15 protein-coding genes are annotated in these 17,472 nt (G+C 56.8%); all 15 read left to right on the forward strand.

The genetic code is table 11. The annotated features are described in order from the left end of the window. Positions 1-81: 81 nt before the first annotated feature. Positions 82-1,563 (forward strand): helix-turn-helix transcriptional regulator, encoded by a 1,482-nt coding sequence (locus ELEN_RS03170; protein ID WP_227110638.1) that lies wholly within the window; start codon positions 82-84, stop codon positions 1,561-1,563. Positions 1,564-1,842: 279 nt separating this feature from the next. Further along, the gene (locus ELEN_RS03175; protein ID WP_015760069.1) at positions 1,843-2,547 is read left to right on the forward strand and encodes a sugar transferase; all 705 of its coding nucleotides are present in this window, start codon (positions 1,843-1,845) and stop codon (positions 2,545-2,547) included. Positions 2,548-2,582: 35 nt separating this feature from the next. Beyond that, a complete protein-coding gene (locus ELEN_RS03180; RefSeq protein WP_226844230.1) occupies positions 2,583-3,647 on the forward strand; it encodes a glycosyltransferase in 1,065 nt (354 codons plus the stop codon). Continuing rightward, positions 3,644-4,645, forward strand: coding sequence for a glycosyltransferase family 2 protein (locus ELEN_RS03185; protein ID WP_009306541.1), 1,002 nt, complete (start codon positions 3,644-3,646; stop codon positions 4,643-4,645). The genes ELEN_RS03180 and ELEN_RS03185 overlap by 4 nt, the downstream gene beginning before the upstream one ends. 47 nt (positions 4,646-4,692) lie before the next feature. Beyond that, positions 4,693-5,889, forward strand: a complete 1,197-nt coding sequence (locus tag ELEN_RS03190; protein ID WP_229079642.1) for an O-antigen ligase family protein — start codon at positions 4,693-4,695, stop codon at positions 5,887-5,889. After that, entirely contained in the window at positions 5,886-7,277 is a 1,392-nt protein-coding gene (locus tag ELEN_RS15860; RefSeq protein ID WP_009306536.1) for a glycosyltransferase family protein, read from the forward strand. Before ELEN_RS03190 ends, ELEN_RS15860 begins: the two co-directional genes overlap by 4 nt. Next, complete coding sequence (locus ELEN_RS03195) at positions 7,274-8,593, forward strand: nucleotide sugar dehydrogenase (RefSeq protein ID WP_009306534.1); 1,320 nt, start codon at positions 7,274-7,276, stop codon at positions 8,591-8,593. Before ELEN_RS15860 ends, ELEN_RS03195 begins: the two co-directional genes overlap by 4 nt. A gap of 1 nt (position 8,594) precedes the next feature. Next, positions 8,595-9,689, forward strand: coding sequence for a non-hydrolyzing UDP-N-acetylglucosamine 2-epimerase (gene wecB, locus ELEN_RS03200; protein WP_015760070.1), 1,095 nt, complete (start codon positions 8,595-8,597; stop codon positions 9,687-9,689). A 1-nt stretch (position 9,690) separates the two neighbouring features. Beyond that, positions 9,691-10,764 (forward strand): Gfo/Idh/MocA family protein, encoded by a 1,074-nt coding sequence (locus ELEN_RS03205; protein WP_009306530.1) that lies wholly within the window; start codon positions 9,691-9,693, stop codon positions 10,762-10,764. 128 nt (positions 10,765-10,892) lie between these two features. Beyond that, complete coding sequence (locus tag ELEN_RS03210) at positions 10,893-12,053, forward strand: GNAT family N-acetyltransferase (protein WP_009306527.1); 1,161 nt, start codon at positions 10,893-10,895, stop codon at positions 12,051-12,053. Next, a complete protein-coding gene (locus tag ELEN_RS03215) occupies positions 12,053-12,775 on the forward strand; it encodes a WbqC family protein (protein ID WP_009306526.1) in 723 nt (240 codons plus the stop codon). Before ELEN_RS03210 ends, ELEN_RS03215 begins: the two co-directional genes overlap by 1 nt. Next, on the forward strand, positions 12,772-13,350 hold the full coding sequence (locus ELEN_RS03220) for an acyltransferase (protein ID WP_009306525.1): 579 nt from the start codon (positions 12,772-12,774) through the stop codon (positions 13,348-13,350). Before ELEN_RS03215 ends, ELEN_RS03220 begins: the two co-directional genes overlap by 4 nt. Next, positions 13,337-14,464 (forward strand): DegT/DnrJ/EryC1/StrS family aminotransferase, encoded by a 1,128-nt coding sequence (locus tag ELEN_RS03225; protein ID WP_009306524.1) that lies wholly within the window; start codon positions 13,337-13,339, stop codon positions 14,462-14,464. The genes ELEN_RS03220 and ELEN_RS03225 overlap by 14 nt, the downstream gene beginning before the upstream one ends. Before the next feature lie 3 nt (positions 14,465-14,467). Continuing rightward, the gene (locus ELEN_RS03230; protein ID WP_009306523.1) at positions 14,468-15,745 is read left to right on the forward strand and encodes an oligosaccharide flippase family protein; all 1,278 of its coding nucleotides are present in this window, start codon (positions 14,468-14,470) and stop codon (positions 15,743-15,745) included. A gap of 21 nt (positions 15,746-15,766) precedes the next feature. Then, complete coding sequence (locus ELEN_RS03235; protein WP_233946797.1) at positions 15,767-17,359, forward strand: asparagine synthase-related protein; 1,593 nt, start codon at positions 15,767-15,769, stop codon at positions 17,357-17,359. Positions 17,360-17,472 lie beyond the last annotated feature (113 nt).

A 17,472-nucleotide genomic window follows, 5' to 3' on the forward strand; every position in this document is an offset into this window, starting at 1 on the left:
CGTGATCGGATGGCGCAGGTTTCGCTTACAATGGGAGCAAGCGATGAGGGGGAGGGAGCCTTGCAAGCGATGGTGGAACGTATGCGCGATTCGAAGCACGGCGAAAGCGCGGCTATAGTGGTGTGCGTGATCGCCTTTGCGATCATGGGCTGTGTCGGCGGCATTCTGAACGCGAGCGTGTATTCTCGCGTGGCCGAATACTACGGCATCGCTCGGGAGATTTCCACGATGACGTCGGGCTTTCTGTTCTTGATCTTGTTTCTGATCGCCACGCGCAAGCCTTCGCTGCTCGATCGGCGCTTATTAACCGTGGTGGCGCTGGGCTGTGCGATCACGGCGGCGTTCGTGCTGGAGTTCGCTCTGCAGATGGCGAACGGTCCGCTGACGGTGGCGGGCTTCCTGTTCTACAACACGGCCTCCGCGTGGGCGTCGATCATGATGGTTTCCGCGTTCTCGTCGTTGCGTTCGTCGAAGGCGGCGCTTGCGGGGGTGGTGTGCGGCATGGCGTTGGGCGAAGTGGTGCGCGTGGCGCATCCTCCGGTTTCGTTCGAGCTGGGCATTGTCGAGGCGACGTGCTCGTACGCGCTGATCATCGTGATGCTGTATCATCGAGGCGGGCGACAGCTGGACGCGATCGCGCGCGAAGCGTCCCCGGCCAGCCTCGAACTGTCCAATCCGGAATCGTTCTTGCGGCCTGCTCACGCACTGTTTTTATGCGTAGGATTGTTCAGCGTTGCGACGGGTTACGGACTCACGCTCAACGAAGTGTCCCATGCTCCTATCAGCGTCGATGTTTCGGCGGTCGTGCTGGTGGGGGTGGCCGCATGGATGCTGCTGTCGCGCAGCGAGAGCAAGGAGGACATGCTGTTCTCGTTCGCGATGCTGCTGGTGGTGGCCGGCTTCATCATCGCGCCGTTCACATTTTTGACGGATCTGCCCTCGGCGAACGCGCTTTTGCGCATCGGCGTGCGCAGCTTTGACATGCTGGTGTGGCTTGTGGTGTTGGCAGTGGGGCGGCAAAACCTGTTGGCTTTGTTGCCGACGTTCGCGCTTGTGCGTTTCATGAGCGCGGTTGGAACCGACGTGGGCGCGATTGCCGGGCATACCACGAACGATATCGTGGGTACGAATGACGATGCAGCCATGCTCATCGCCGAGGTCGTTTTGTTCGCGTTCGTCGCGTTTCTGTGGTTGGGATTCAGGAAGTTCAGTTTCGCCGACACGATCCGAGGCGTGGTGAACGTGGGTGAGCGCGAGGCTGGGCCGGTTGGGGCTGCTGCTGCCGAGGCAGTCGGCGAGGTGAGGTTTGGCGGCGCTGGCGAGACGGTGCGGCAGCTCAGCATCGAGGAGCGGTGCGTTGAGCTGGGTGCGCAGCACGGCTTGACCGAGCGCGAGACGGAGATCTTCGCCATGTTGGCCCGCGGGCGCAACGGGCAGTTCGTCATGGAACACTACGTGGTGTCGCGCAACACGGTGAAGAGCCATGTCAAACATATCTACGCGAAGTTGGATGTGCATTCCCAGCAGGAGTTGATCGACCTGGTGGAGCGCGCGGGGGAGTAGTGCGGGGTAACGCTGTACTGATAGTGGTACATGCTGCAAGCGTTGTGCGCCGTCGCGAAGAAGCCTGTACGTTGTTTGCGGGGTCATGGTGACCCCGTAAGAATCAAGAGGTTAGCTAACCGCCCAATCGAGGTGTTGTCGGCAACATTGCTCGATAAGCGCGGTTATGGAAACCTAAGCGAAGGGGTCGGGGAATGCCGTCCTGAGAGGAGCGCCGCCAGGCGCGGAGTCGAAGGATCCTGTGCGGCGTCAGCGGAAAGCGCAAGCGACTCCGAGCCGATGGCCGCCTCCGACGTGGCGTTTCTGGCACCCGAGCTGGTGTCGGAGGCCGAGGACCCGGTGCCCGTCCCGGCTCCGGCGGAAGGGCGGCTGGGGTACCGCTTCGTCAAGCGGGTGTTCGATATCGCCTTCAGCTTGTGCGCCACGATCGTCGGCCTGATCCCGATCGCGCTCCTTTGCGTCGCTATCGGCCTGGAGTCCCCCGGATCCCCCATCTACCTCCAAAAGCGCGTCGGGTATCAAGGAAGGCCGCTACGCATCTTCAAGCTGCGTACCATGGTGGCCGACTCCGACGATGTTGAGAAGCATTTGGATCCCAAACAGCTCGAGCGGTGGAGGCGCGAGCGCAAGGTGGATGACGATCCTCGCGTCACCAAGGTGGGGCGCTTCCTGCGCAGGACCTCCCTCGACGAGCTGCCTCAGTTCCTGAACGTACTGGCTGGCCAGATGAGCGTTGTCGGCCCGCGTCCCATCGTTGAGGAGGAGCTGGCGGCTTACGGCGACGCGGCGGGCGAGCTCCTTTCCGTCAAGCCCGGCATCACCGGCTGGTGGCAGGTGCAGGCGAGAAACGATGCGACCTACGGCGACGGCAGCCGCCAGGAACTGGAGCTTTATTACGTCAGGAACGCCTCTCTTGCTATAGATGCGAAGGTGTTCCTGAGGACGTTCTCGATCATGTTCGGAAAAGGCAGGACGGGAAGATGAGTGAGCCTATCCGCGTAGCGCATGTTGTGGGCAAGATGTGCGGCGGCGGCGTCGAGGCCGTGGTCATGAACTACTACCGGCATATCGACAGGAGCCGCGTGCAGTTCGACTTCCTCGTGGACGAGGACTCCGCGCTCGTGCCGCGCGAGGAGATCGGGTCGCTCGGCGGCCGGGTGTTCGTGGTTCCTCCTTACCAGCGCCTCCTCGCTTACATGGGGCGCCTGGAGGGCCTGTTCTCGGACGAGGGTTGGTCCATCGTCCACTCCCACGTCAACGCGCTCTCGGTCTTCCCGCTGCGCGCGGCCGCCCGGGCGGGCGTGCCCGTGCGCATCGCCCACTCGCATTCGACGGCGGGCAAGGGCGAGCCCGTCAAGAACGCGCTCAAGCGCCTGCTGCGCACCCAGGCGAACCGCTACCCGACGCACCGCCTCGCGTGCTCCCGCTATGCCGGTGAATGGCTGTTCGGCAAGGAGGTCGAGCTAGAAGTTGTTCCGAACGCGATCGACATGAATGCATTCGCCTTCGACGAGCGTTGGAGGTCGAAAGCTCGCCAAATGTGGAACATCGAGGATGGCCAGGTGGTGATCGGGCATGTAGGGAGGCTTGCCCCTGTGAAGAACCAATCATTCCTGATAGAGGTTTTGAGTTGCCTAAGAAAGAGCGGCGTGGATGCTCGATTGGTCTTGGTTGGAGAAGGAAAGGATCGCATCGCCATTCAGAATCGTGCGGCCTGCCTAGGTCTTTCGGAGTATATGGTTATGCCCGGCCAAATGGACTCTTCGTTGGCGTATCAAGGATTCGATGCGTTTGCCTTCCCCAGTACGTACGAGGGGTTTGGCATGGCGGCGCTTGAGGCGCAGAGGGCCGGCTTGCCGTGCCTGCTGTCCGACGCGATCACCCGCGAGGTGGACGTGACGGGAGCGGTGCGCTTCCTGCCGATCGATGATCCTTCGGCCTGGGCGGACGCGCTATGCGCCTTGAGGGCCGGCGACAGGGTCCCTGTGCGTCCGGAGCGTTTCTCGTACTACGACATTGATGCAGCGGCGCAGAAACTTGCAGCGTTATACATCGCTCTCGATGGCGAAAGGGCGGGAAAATGAACCCGCTTGTCAGTGTTATCATCCCTGTTTATAACGTTGAGTCGTACGTGTCGGAATGCATAGAGAGCGTGATCGCTCAAACTTATAGCAATATCGAGATCGTTGTAGTAAACGACGGATCGACAGATGGATCGGGGTTTTCTTGCGATCAATACGCTTGTAGCGATTCCCGTGTGGTTGTGGTGCACAAAGAGAACGAAGGGCTGAGTGCTGCCCGAAACGCTGGAATAGCCGTTTGTCGGGGTGATTTCGTGGCCTTCGTTGACGGCGATGATTTCGTGTCCCCTGTTTTCATTGAGACGCTTATGCATGCTATCGAAGTGTGCGACTGTGAGATAGCGGCGATACCTTGTGGTACGGCATTCGAGGACGGCTCTTCATGCGAGCTTGTTGCGAAGGCGGCCTTTATTCCCGACGCAAGGGTTATGGATTCATATACGGTTCAGAAGTTGATGCTCTATCAAAGGCTCGATACGGGAGTTCCATGGAGGCTTTATGCTAGACGTATACTCGGCGATGCTCCTTTTGCTGTGGGGTTGTATTACGAGGACCTGGCAAGCGTTTACAAGTTCATTCATGATGTAGATCGTGTTGCGTTGGTTGATTGCAGGGCCTTGTATGCGTATCGTCTGCGGAAATCCGGAATCATCAGTCAGGCGTACAGTCCGATAAAAGCCTTATCTGCCATTGAGGTTTCACGACGACTTAGCTCGGATATGCAGGAATGGTATCCGGATCTAGCCGTTGCATCCGCATCGCGCTGTTTTTCTCTTTGCCGGATGGTTTATGCACAGATACCGGTAGAATACGAGCTTTCCAGTAAGTTCGAGAATGATCGTCGAGCTTTGTGGGGCGAACTCAAGGAGAGAAGAAAGATCGTTCTGAGTGATTCTTCGGCTCGGAAGAGGGAACGACTTGCTGCAGCCATTGCCTTGATCGGCGAAGCTCCGTTTGCTCTTTTTTGCCATGCGTGTAGAAAAGCCGGTCTTCTCAGATGAGGGTTTTGAGAAAAATCTCATTTTGTATGACTGCGAGAGAGACGGCCTTGTCAGCTCTGTTGATTTCTGCGTGTTTCCAGAACGTCGTTATCTTCTCTCTGGGTGGGGCGGCTATCAAGCCGTTTCATGTCATTGCCTTGATCTTGCTGGTTTTGTCCATTGTGGCACTTAGGACTTCCTGGTCTCTATTCAACAGGTGGTTTCTGATTTCCGTTTTATACGTGATTGGAATATCGCTGATTGACTCCATGCGTTTTGGGATAAATGTCGTTTTATTCAATTATGCGTTTTTCTTCGTCATGATAGCTTCTGTGATGAATTACGGAAGAGGCCTCCCCATGGATAGATGGGGCGTGATTGTTAGATCGTCGGCGTTATTTGTTATAGCTGTGGTAGCTATTAAGATTGTGCTCTACGGAGATGCTGTTATGGGGTTTGTTTCTTATGGGGGTAATGGGCACCCTTCCATCCCGTCCTTTTTTAGCGACAGCGTTAATTTGGAGGCATCATGGCTAGCATTGTTTGGAGTCTTCTTTAATAGGGATAGAGTTGGTCTGCTATACCTAATTGGAAGTTTGTCCATTTCGGCTCTTTATGCCTCTCGTGTGGGGATCATTCTTTCATTGTTGTCCATCGCCTACGTTCTGTTCGTGAAATCAAAGGATCGAATTGGAGTATCGAAGCTTGTTGGCATTGCCGTGTTGATTGCGGGTCTGATTGCGGTTGCTCAAATCGCAGGACTCCCAATTATGGATCGGTTTCTTGCAATAGGAGAGGACAAGGGGTCGACTGGGAGAATGGACATGTGGCAATACGCATTAAGTGCCTTTATCGACGCTCCTTTGTTCGGAAATGGTGCAGGAAACGCCGTTGTTCACTTGAAAATGGTCAGTGGAACGCCTTTCTCTGAGGGCAACATACATAATTATCCTCTTCAGGTTCTTTTGGATTTTGGCTTCATGGGATTCGTCTTTTTTATTGCGTTAATCTTAAATGTTATGGCTATTTTTCGGAAGGAGAGGTTCTCGAACCCCTTCGCTGCATACATCCTTTGCTGGGTAGTAGGTTCATTATTTCAATTCAGGGGTGCGGATGCGTTACTAGCCTTTTTCATTGCGGGTTATCTTCTGACAACGACCATGGAGCCGAAAGCGCGTTTTTGTGACGGCAGATCTTCGTTCGCATCACAGGAACGAATATTGGTTGGAAATGCTTCTCGAAAGCTTAGGGGTTCTGGAAAATGAAAGTGCTTCTTATCGCGGAGTATATTGCGCCGGTTAACGCAATTGCTTCGATTCGATGGACAAAAATCTCGAAGTATCTAGTACTGCATCATCAAGCTTCGATCGATCTCCTTACGAACGAGAAAAACTTTTCAGGGAAAAAACTATTGTCTGAAAACTATTCGGTAGATCCAACGCTTATGCAAGATGTGTCTAATTTTCAAAAGACTTACCTGGTTCGTGATGGGGCTAAATTAAAAATCTTTCATGGAATCCATAATTTTCTAAGATATGCAAAGAACATATCTTCAAATAAATGGGAGAAAGATAGGAAGAATCGAAAGAATAGTGAATTCGTCTCACCAAAGAATGGATCTCGCGATACACGCGGCATATTGTCATGTATTAGAAGAAGTTTAAATCAAGCGGTTGATGAATCGATCTACGGAAGAGCATGCCATGCAATAGGCGATTGCTCTCAGTACGATGTCGTTATTTCATCCTATGGACCGCGATGGACCCATAGAGTGGCGGCGGAAATAAAGAAGAAAAACCCATCGATCATATGGGTTGCCGATTACAGGGATTCTTTAGTGTATTCCGATGCGACCGACACTGAGGACAACCGTTCCTTTGCCAAAAAAACCACGCATAACGCGGATTGTGTCATATCCGTTTCTAAAGGGGTTTCCGACCTTTTGTTTCTTGACCCCTTGCAGCGTAGAGAGATAGTAACGAATGGATTTGATCCGGATGATGTGCTTTTTCGCAAAAAGAGACATCGATCAAATAAATTCGAAATCACTTATACGGGAACCTTGCACGATGAAGGCGATGCTCGAAGGGATCTGACTCCGCTATTTCGAGCTCTCGTGGACCTTGTTGATGGGGGTGCAGTTTGTTGCGATGATATCGTTGTTAGATATGCGGGAGGTACCGAGGGCATCTTTTTCAGGCAAGCTAGCTGCTTTCCCGACATACCTGTAGAATCCGTTGGCTTGGTTTCGCGTGATCGGGCTATGGAAATGCAATCAACGGCCTCATTACTGATTTTCAGTAACTGGAATACCTCTTTGCAAAAGGGAGGGATAACAGGCAAGCTTTTCGAATATCTAACTAGTGGCGTTCCCATTGTCGGTGTAAGCTCTGGCGATTCTCCCAATTCGGAAGCGAAGAAAATTATCGAGAAATCCGGTGCTGGATTTTGCTACGAAGAGGCTTCGGATTTGATGGATTATCCCAGATTAATCGATTTCGTTCGTGAATCATATACCCAATGGAAGAATCGAGGTTTGACTTCCTGCAGAGTCGATTCGAGCTATGTTTCGAAGTTCAGTTATCCGGTGATTGCCAATCAGGTGGCTGGAATATTGTGCACCCTTTCAAGAAGCAAGGAGAATACGTTATGATGGGTTTTCAAGAAGGATGGGTGAGCATCCTGTCTCGCACCCTCGTCTGCGGCACGGTCGGCCTCGGCTACGTCGGGCTGCCGCTGGCCGTGGAGAAGGCCAAGGCGGGCTTCAAGACGATTGGCTTCGACGTGCAGGCCGACAAGGTCGACATGGTCAACCGTGGCGAGAACTACATCGGCGACGTCGTGCAGGAGGACCTCGCCGCGCTCGTGGAGGCCGGCACGCTCGAGGCGACCTGCGACTTCTCGCGCGTCGCGGAGTGCGGCTTCGTCGCCATCTGCGTGCCCACCCCGCTCGACGCCCACCAGATGCCCGACACCTCCTACATGGAGGCGTCCGCCCGCGAGATAGCGCCCTACATCCGCGAGGGCTGCATGGTGGTGCTCGAGTCCACCACCTACCCCGGCACCACCGAGGAGCTGATCCTGCCCATCCTGGAGGAGGGGTCGGGCCTCAAGTGCGGCGAGGGCTTCTACCTGGGCTTCTCTCCCGAGCGCGTGGATCCTGGCAACCTCGTCTACAAGACCAAGAACACGCCCAAGGTGGTGGGCGCCGTCGGCGAGGAGGCGCTCGAGCTCATCAGCGCGGTCTACGAGGCGGTGCTCGAGGGGGGCGTGACGCGCGTGTCGAGCCCGGCCGTGGCCGAGATGGAGAAGATCCTCGAGAACACCTACCGAAACGTCAACATCGGCCTCGTCAACGAGCTCTGCATGCTCTGCGACCGCATGGGCATCGACGTGTGGGAGGTAATAGACGCCGCCAAGACGAAGCCCTACGGCTTCACGGCCTTCTACCCCGGCCCCGGTCTCGGCGGCCACTGCATACCGCTCGACCCCTACTACCTGTCGTGGAAGGCGCGCGAGTACGGCTTCCACACCTCCATGATCGAGGCGTCCATGACCGTGAACGACTCTATGCCCGAGTGGGTGGCCTCGCGCGCGGCCCGCATCCTCAACCGGGAGGGCAAGGCGATGAGGGGATCGAAGGCGCTCGTGCTGGGCGTCGCCTACAAGCAGGACATCGACGACTATCGGGAGTCGCCGGCCCTGCGCGTGATTGAGCGCCTGGAGGCGCGGGGCGCCGAGGTCTCCTACTACGACCCCTGGGTGCCGCGCTGCCAGCACAAAGAAGAGGTAAAGGAATCCATCCCGGACCTGTCGGCCGAGGCGATCGCCTCGGCCGATATTGTTCTGGTCGCCTGCGCGCACACCAACGTCGACTACGCCCTCGTGCAGAGGCACGCGAGGGCCGTGCTCGACGCCAAGAACGCCATGAAGGGCGTGTCCCCGCGAGAGAACATCGAGGTGCTGTGACGTGAAAGTGCTTACCGTTGTGGGGGCAAGGCCCCAGTTCATAAAAGCAGCCATGGTTTCACATGAAATCGAGAAGCGACACGGCATAGACGAAGTGTTGGTTCATACGGGACAGCACTTTGATCGGAACATGTCCGAGCTATTTTTTGAGCAGATGTCCATTCTTCGGCCTAAGCATAACTTGGGCATTTCAGGGGGTAGCCATACATCTATGACGGCGAGAATGATGCTCGGCCTTGAGGCGGTTATGGAAGAAGAGCGCCCAGACGCCGTTCTTGTTTACGGAGACACCAATTCAACCCTTGCCGCAGCGCTCACTGCCGTAAAAATGCAGATCCCAATCGCGCACGTCGAAGCGGGTCCTCGCTCTCATTCGCTCAGAAACGCCGAAGAGTCAAACCGCGTATGCGTCGATCATCTTAGCTCGATACTGCTTGCGGCAACAGAATCGGGGTTTCGAAACCTTAAAAAAGAAGGCCTCGAGGATAGGACCTTTCTCGTAGGTGATCCGATGTACGATGCGTTTCTGCATTACGGCGAAATCGCGGACTCCGAAGCGCTTCGTCCGGAATTGGTTTCAATCAGTGGAGGTTCGATTGATGTTCCGTCGCGTTATTGCTATCTAACATGTCATCGGGCAGAAAACATGGAAAAGGGGGCCATGTCCGAGATATTGATCGCTGCGTCTACTCTGTCTTGTCCCGTTATTTACCCTGTGCACCCCCGCGCTCTTGAACTCGCCAGAGACATCGTCATTCGTTATAGGCTAGATTCGATCATGCTCGTCGAGCCGGTCGGTTATCTTGAGAGCATTTTTCTTACCAAACACGCAATGCACGTGATCACCGACTCAGGAGGGGTGCAAAGAGAAGCCTTTTTTGCGAAAACGCCCTGTACAGTGCCTATGACGCTTCTTGCGTGGCCTGAGATTATGGTGGACGGGCGTTGCGTTCTCGTCTTTCCGGAGAGAAGCGAGATAGAGCGTGCGTTGGATAGAGCGCAAACGGTAAATGAGGACTATTTGCCGTTCGGCGACGGCAATGCGGCCAAGCGAATCGTCGATATTCTTGCCGGCCGTTCGAAAGAGGTGCTGTAACATGAAGTGCGCAATAATAGGCTGCGGGCGCATAGCGCTCAACCACGTCAAGGCCGTCCGCGCGAACGGATTCGAGCTCGCGGCGCTCTGCGACACCGCCTCCGGCAAGGCCGAGGGCCTGCTCGAGCGGGCGGAGTGGGACGGCCCGGCACCGAGGATCTACGGCGGCCACGGCGAGATGCTCGCGGCGGAGCCGGACCTGGACATCGCGGCCGTCGCCACCGAGAGCGGCGAGCACGCGCGCATCGCGCTGGACTGCATCGACGCGGGCGTCAACGCGATAATCGAGAAGCCCGTCGCGATGTCGATGGCCGACGCCGACGAGATCGTGCGGCGCGCCGAGGAGCGCGGCGTGAAGGTATCGGCCTGCCACCAGAACCGCTTCAACGTCGCCGTGCGCCACGTCCGCCGAGCCGTGGAGGAGGGCCGCTTCGGGCGCATGTCCCACGGATCGGTCCACGTGAGGTGGAACCGGGACAGGGGCTACTACGGCCAGGCCCCCTGGAGGGGCACCTGGGCCCAGGACGGCGGCTGCCTCATGAACCAGTGCATCCACGGCGTCGACCTGCTGCGCTGGATGATGGGCGGCGAGGTGGTCTCGGTCTACGCCCAGACCCGGCAGCGCTTCCACGACTACCTGGAGGCCGAGGACGTGGGCGTGGCGGTGCTCACGTTCGCGGACGGGTCGGTGGCCACCGTGGAGGGCACCTCCAACGTGTTCCCGAGAAACCTCGAGGAGACGCTGTACCTGTTCGGCGAGTCCGGCACGGCCAAGCTCGGCGGGACCTCGACCAACGAGATCGACGTTTGGGATTTTGCCGACGAGCGCGAGGGCGACGATGGGATGGCGGGGCTCAAGGAGCCCACCTCCAACGTCTACGGCAACGGCCACGCCCTGCTCTACGCCGACGTGGCCGACGCGATCGAGAACGACCGCGCGCCCTACGTGGACGCGAGGGCCGGCCGCGACGCTCTGGAGGTGGTGCTCGCCATCTACAAGAGCCAGAGGACGGGCCTTCCCGTGGAGCTGCCGCTGGAAGATTTCGCGAGCACGGACATGGAAGGGGAGTTCTAGGCATGCCTTCATGTGCTCAGATGCCTTTCACTCACAGCGCTTACAGGAACATGCTTCAGATCCTGAAAGAACGGGGGTACGGGTTCTGCGGGTACGGCGATTGGGGAGGTGTTGGGAAGCCTGTCATTTTGCGGCACGACATCGACTTCGATCCGATCGCAGCGCTCGCGATGGCCGAGCTCGAATCGAGCGAGGGCGTCCGATCGACGTATTTCGTGCTCTTGCGAACGGATTTCTACAACCCTCTAGAGCGCGGAAACGTCGAGAGGCTTCGAGAGATCGCGAGGCTCGGCCACGACATCGGGCTCCATTACGACGAAACGCAGTACGAGGACGGCGACGACGCGATCGCCGCGATCCAACGCGAGGCGGACACGCTGGGGGGCGCCCTCGGCCTGCCCATCGAATGCGTTTCCATGCACCGTCCGAGCAAGGCGTCGCTCGAAGCGCAGTGGAGCATCCCCGGCATCGTCAACAGCTATTCGAGCGAGTTCTTCCAGGGCTTCGAATACGCTTCGGACAGCCGGAGGCGGTGGCGCAAGCCCATTTTGGACATGATCGAGTCCGGGAAGTATCCGCGCCTGCATATCTTGACCCATCCGTTCTGGTACGGCGGGACGGAGGCCTCGCTCGAGGAATCTCTACGGCGGTTCATAGAAAGGGCGGGCGCCGATCGCCTGGGCAGCCTCGATCGCAACTTTACCGGGCTCGACTCCGTGCTCGGCCCTGCGGACGTCCTTTCCGCCCGCCTCGCTTCCCTGCGCAATGAGCGGTTTGGGACTGAAAGGCTCGTCTTGCGTCCCTTGCGGCTGGAGGATGCTGCCGACATGTTCGAATACACGTCGGACCCCGAGATAAGCAGATTCCTGAATTGGGCACCCCATGGCGAACCCGGGGAGGCGCGGGATTGGATAGCCTCCAAGCTCGCCCGACCGGAGCCGGACGACCTGCTGCTCGGCATAGAGCTCCGCGAGCCTCGCAAGCTCATCGGCACCGTGCGCGCCTACCGCTTCGATGCCGCCGCCTGCTCCTGCGAGGTGTCTTACGCGCTCAACTCCGCCTTCCAGGGCTGCGGCTACATGGGAGAAGCTCTGGGAAAGCTCGCCGACATCTGCTTCGACGAGGTGCGCGTGGGCAGGATTGTCGCCCGCATCGACGAGGAGAACGCCGCCTCGGCGCACGTTGCCCGCCGCCTGGGCATGAAGCGCGTCCGTGACGGGGACTTCGTGGTTCCGATCAAGGGCGAGGAGCGGATCCAGCACACCTACGTTCTCGGAAGGAGGCCGTGATGAAGACCGTCGCCATGCATCAGCCCCATTATTTCCCGTGGCTCGGCTATCTAGACAAGATGGCGAAAGCAGACGAGTTCGTCGTGCTCGACGAGGTGCAGTTCGAAGACGGCTCCCCTATGTCGAGGAACAGGTTCCTCCAGGTCGATGGAGAGGCGAAGCTCCTGTCCTTGAGCGTGGAAAAGAAGGGCTACCTTGAAAAACCGACCAGGGATGTGCGACTTTCCAATTGGCCGAAGACAAGGAAAAAGCACCGTGGCTTTATCGATTGCAACTATAGGAAAACCCCCTATTTCGACGAGGTGATGCCCCTTGTGGCGAAGGTGCTCGAAGCTGACTGCGACACCCTTCTCGATCTGGACATGGCGAGCATCGAGATGCTGCGATCCGCTTACGGCATAGAAACCCCCTTGGTGCTGCAAAGCTCGTTGCCATACGATATCGAAGCCAAGAACAACGATCTGGTCCTGGGCCTCTGCAGGGTTTGCGGGGCCGACGTGTACCTCTCGGGTCGCGGTGCGCGAGCGTACATGGACGACCGGTCGTTCGCTGAAAAGGGAATCGCCGTGCGCTATCAGGAGTTTTCCTATCCCGAGTACCCGCAATATCGGCAGAGCGGGTTCGTCCCCAATCTTTCAGCGCTCGATCCGCTCTTCCAGTGCGGAATCGACGGCGCCCGGAGGATGTTCAACGAGAACATGCGCAAGGAGATGATCCCATGACGGCTCCTTACGTGCACGAGAGCTCTTATGCTGACGAGGGCGTGGCAATCGGTGACGACACGAAGGTTTGGCACTTCTGCCACATCCAATCGGGTGCCTCCATCGGCCGAGGATGCTCTCTCGGCCAGAACGTTTACGTGGGCGCGAACGCGAAGATCGGCGACGGGGTCAAGATCCAGAACAACGTCTCGGTTTACGAAGGAGTGGAGTTGGGGGACCACGTGTTCTGCGGCCCCTCCTGCGTGTTCACGAACGATCTGACGCCGAGGGCGAAATACCCCAAGGGCGGCGATGGGTACAAGAGGACGGTCGTCCGCCGAGGCGCGTCGATCGGGGCGAACGCGACGATCGTCTGCGGCCACGAAATAGGCGCGTGGGCGATGGTCGGCTCGGGCGCCGTGGTCACCTCGGACGTCCCGCCGCATGCGCTCGTGCTGGGCGTTCCGGCGCGGCAGCGCGGATGGGCGTGCGAATGCGGAGCGGTCCTTTCGGAGGACCTGGCGTGCAGCGCCTGCGGGAGGACGTACGCGCAGAGCGACGAGGGGCTGAAAGAGGTGCAGCATGGAGTTTCGTGACCTGAACGCCCAGTATCAGGCGCTCAAGGGCGGCATCAACGCGGGCATCGCCCGCGTGCTCGAGCACGGCCGCTACATCGGCGGCCCGGAGGTCGCCGAGCTCGAGGCGCGCCTCGCCGCCTACGTCGGCGCCAGGCACTGCATAACCTGCGCCAACGGCACGGACGCCTTGCAGCTCGCGCTCATGGCGTGGGGCGTCGGGCCGGGCGACGCGGTGTTCGTCCCCGACTTCACGTTCTTCGCAAGCGGCGAAGCTCCCGCGCTGCTCGGTGCGATGCCGGTGTTCGTCGACGTGGACGAGCGTACGTTCAACCTCGATCCCGCCAAACTCGAGGAGGCGGTGCGGTTCGTCGAGGACGGGACGGACCTCGCACCCAGGGTCGTCGTGGCCGTCGACCTGTTCGGTCTGCCGGCGGACTACACGGCGATACGCGAGGTGTGCGAGCGGCACCGGATGCTCCTGCTCGAGGACGGCGCGCAGGGCTTCGGCGGGTCGATCGGGAGCCGGATGGCCTGCTCGTTCGGCGACGTCTCCACCACGAGCTTCTTCCCGGCCAAGCCGCTGGGCTGCTACGGCGACGGCGGCGCGGTGTTCACCGACAACGACGAGTGGGCGGAGCTGGTCCGCAGCTACGCCGTGCACGGAAAAGGGTCGATGAAGTACGACAACGTGCGCGTGGGCGTGAACAGCCGCCTCGACACCGTGCAGGCGGCGGTGCTGCTTGCGAAGCTCGACGCGTTCGAAGGCGAGCTGGACGCCGTGGGCGGGGCGGCGGCCCTCTACTTCGGGGCCCTCGCCGGAAGCGGCCTCGCCCTGCCGGAGGCCCCCGAGGGCTTCCGCAGCTCGTGGGCTCAGTACACCGTGCGGCTGCCCGAGGGCCTCGACCGCGACGCCCTGCAGGCCGCCCTCAAGGAGCGGGGCGTCCCGACGATGGTCTACTACCCCAAGCCCATGCACGGGCAGGGGGCGTTCGAGGGCGCGTGCCTGTGCCCCGACGGCTGCCCCGTGACGGAGCGGCTGTGCGAGACGGTGCTGAGCCTGCCGATGGGGCCGTATATGATCTCGGAAGACGTATCGGTCGTGGCGGATTCCCTCGTCACCGTTTTTGGGTAGACGATGTCGATACGCGACACATTGGCGGTGCAAGCGAAGAATCTTCTGAACAGGGGGTTCTTTCATATACTGGGCTCAACCCTTACGAACAAGCTGATCGTGTTCGCTTCGAATATCCTCATAGTGAGATTCTTGACGCAAGACGAATACGGCGTCTTCTCCTACGCCAACAGCATATATTCGATCGTTCTTCTTTTTACGGGGCTTGGACTGATAAGCGGTTTGTTGCAGTTTAGCTCAGAAAAAAGACCGGTCGAAGAGAAGTTCGAAATACAAAGGTACGTGTTGACGGTCGGGCTATTCATAGATGCGGTCATAATGATGCTTCTTGTTTTTGTCGGATATGGAGCAGGGCTTTCAATTGCAGGCTCGGGGCATTGCTTAGCAATGCTTGCTCCCTTGATTCCTCTGGATTACTTTTTCCAGTACGCAAGCAGCATACTGCGTTCAAGGAAACTCAATAAAGAATACTCCATGTTGCTGAACGTCAATACGATTGGATATACGGGGCTGAGCTGTGTCGGAGCCTTTGCGGCGGGTGTGCCGGGAGTGATCAGTGGTAGGTACGCCGCCTACGCTATCACTATTTCTGTCGCTGTAATTCTATTGAAGGGCGTCGGCTTCCCCCTTCGATCCACTAAGTTCCTCTCTTCAAAGAAAGCGGTCGACTTATGGAAGTTTTCGCTTCCGACGGGGATATCGAGCGTGTTCAACTCGGTAGTGTACCTCTTGGATGTGCTTATGGTGGGTATTATCGTAGCGAGTTCGATCGACGTGGCGTGTTACAAGGTCGCTACGATGCTCCCGGAAGGTTTTCTTTTCATTCCGCAGTGCATCGTCATATTCGCCTTGCCTTATTTTGCTGAACACCGTTTGGATTCAGTATGGTTCTCGAAACATGCTAGAGTGCTTCTTTTTGGGAGTCTTGTTCCTATGGCTGTCATTGCGGTCGTTCTCTTCATTTGGGCGCCGGACATTATCAAATTGCTATGGGGGGAGGAGTATGTTGATGCGGCTACGGCATTTCGAATAATTTCTTTGAGCCTGATTGTATCCCCGTTGCGAACCGTAAGCGTCAATCTCCTAGCTTGTCTTCATCGTGTTCGCTTCAATCTTGTTGTTTCGGTTGTATCTCTGGCTGCGAACGTCGCTCTGATCGTCCCCCTAACGTTTGCTTTCGGCATTGTTGGTGCGGCGTTGGCTACCGTTTCGACAACGGTTCTCGTATCGCTGCTTTCTTTGAGAGGCTTGCGCTCCTCTCTCAAAGAAAGCGATAAGTAATTGAAAGCTTGGTGATTGTGCGTGAATTTGTCTCTAAAACTGGGGAGTTATCGTGGGTTTTTTTGGGAACAGGTTGGATCAGCTTGGGTGATCGGCTGTCTTCACCGAATAGAAAAGGAAACCCTTGCTGCTGTCGCATCTCGATGCGGCAATGCCGTATCTTTGGAAACGGATCTACTCGATTTCTTAGAGAAACAATGCTGCTTCTTTTCAATAGTGATCGATTCTGAGGAGTCGGTTTACTTAGCTGTCGACCACCTGGGGTCCTTCCCTTTGTTCTTTTCGGTTGATCGTATTTCCGGCACTATAGTAGTGAGCGACGATGCCCCTAGTTGTTCTAAAAGCAAAATGATTGATGATTTAGGACTGCTTGAATATCAATGTACTTACGTCACCTACGGGGGAAGGACTCTTTGGGAGGATGTCCGAGAGGTTAACGAGGGGACGTATGTGAGGATTGACAAGAAAATCGGGAGTGTCGAAGAGCGCAGATATTGGGAATTCAAAAGAGCATTTCCATCTTCCTCCGCCAGTCTTGATCAAGTTGAGGATGTCGTACGGCCTGTTTTTCGGGATGTTATCAGGTTTCTTGATGGTAGGACGGCTGTGATTCCCATTACGAGCGGGTTGGATAGCAGGACGATAGCAGCATGCTTGAAAGCGGCTGATTACGAGCGAGTTCTGACTTTCTCGATAGGAGCGCGCGATAGCGAGGATGTTATGATCGGGAAGAGAGTCGCGAGCAATCTCGGTTTTCCATGGGAGCATGTTGAAATTACGGGCGAGATGTGGCGCGAAAGATTCGCTTCCGATCGATATCGGGAAGCTTTACGCTATAGCATTTTAGGAGGACGCATAAACCATATATTAATGGCATTTGCGCTCGACATTCTTAAAGGGAGGGGGGCGTTGCCGGACGATGCCGTTTTTTTGCCGGGGCATGCTGGTTCTATTATGGGAGGGGAGTTGAAATGCTCTCCTGTCTTTAAAAGAGCGATCTCGAAGGCGCGGCTCGTTGCGAATTCGTGTCTTGTCGAATGCCGAATCGACTTGCCGTCGGGCGTACGACGCAATCGACTCGAAAGCGTAATTGCTGATTTGATTGACCTTCCCGAAGGAGGGTATTCCTACAAAGATTGCGCTGCGGCTGCCGACACGATTCACACGATAGGGTATATCAATAAGTTCATTGTGAACGATGTGAGAAACTACGAATTTGCGAACTATGAATGGTATCTCCCACTGTTGGACAGGAGATGGTGTGATTTCTGGATGAATGTCTCGTTCGAGGACGCATGGCGTAAAGAATTGATCAGGCGTTTTGTAAATGAAGGGACGGCGCAATTCGGTCTTTTTTACGAAAAGGGTGGTGCGCCTGTAGTTACGCTGCGCAACATTGTTAAATCCCATGCTCATTTGATTTCCGCAGTGAGACGAATCAAGGGGTGCATATGTCGTTCTCCCGCTCGGCGAAACGCCTATTTCAGTGCCTATGGCCAATTGGAATTTAAGTCGGTCTTAAAGAAAAATAGATATGCGATGGAGCTTCCCAATGCGAAGGTAATGGATGATAGCTTGGCTGTCGTTCTGGAAGACGGTCTGCTCCAGACGTAGGTCTCCGCTCTTCTTTGTAGGTTGAAGGTCAAATGAGTCGAACAATGAAGCGCAGATGCAATCAAAGCCAAAAGAAGCTAACTTGACCATTTCGTATGACGAAGACGATGCAA

Origin of the sequence: Eggerthella lenta DSM 2243, from assembly GCF_000024265.1 — a bacterium.
Taxonomy (GTDB): Bacteria; Actinomycetota; Coriobacteriia; order Coriobacteriales; family Eggerthellaceae; genus Eggerthella; species Eggerthella lenta.

Bases quoted from the DNA above. Each gene is read 5' to 3' on its own strand.
- ELEN_RS03170 (WP_227110638.1), top strand. From the start codon at position 82: ATGCGCGATTCGAAGCACGGCGAAAGCGCGGCTATAGTGGTGTGCGTG.
- ELEN_RS15860 (WP_009306536.1), top strand. From the start codon at position 5,886: ATGAAAGTGCTTCTTATCGCGGAGTATATTGCGCCGGTTAACGCAATT.
- ELEN_RS03215 (WP_009306526.1), top strand. From the start codon at position 12,053: ATGAAGACCGTCGCCATGCATCAGCCCCATTATTTCCCGTGGCTCGGC.
- ELEN_RS03225 (WP_009306524.1), top strand. From the start codon at position 13,337: ATGGAGTTTCGTGACCTGAACGCCCAGTATCAGGCGCTCAAGGGCGGC.
- ELEN_RS03230 (WP_009306523.1), top strand. From the start codon at position 14,468: ATGTCGATACGCGACACATTGGCGGTGCAAGCGAAGAATCTTCTGAAC.
- ELEN_RS03220 (WP_009306525.1), top strand. From the start codon at position 12,772: ATGACGGCTCCTTACGTGCACGAGAGCTCTTATGCTGACGAGGGCGTG.
- ELEN_RS03205 (WP_009306530.1), top strand. From the start codon at position 9,691: ATGAAGTGCGCAATAATAGGCTGCGGGCGCATAGCGCTCAACCACGTC.
- ELEN_RS03185 (WP_009306541.1), top strand. From the start codon at position 3,644: ATGAACCCGCTTGTCAGTGTTATCATCCCTGTTTATAACGTTGAGTCG.
- ELEN_RS03175 (WP_015760069.1), top strand. From the start codon at position 1,843: ATGGCCGCCTCCGACGTGGCGTTTCTGGCACCCGAGCTGGTGTCGGAG.
- ELEN_RS03195 (WP_009306534.1), top strand. From the start codon at position 7,274: ATGATGGGTTTTCAAGAAGGATGGGTGAGCATCCTGTCTCGCACCCTC.
- ELEN_RS03180 (WP_226844230.1), top strand. From the start codon at position 2,583: ATGTGCGGCGGCGGCGTCGAGGCCGTGGTCATGAACTACTACCGGCAT.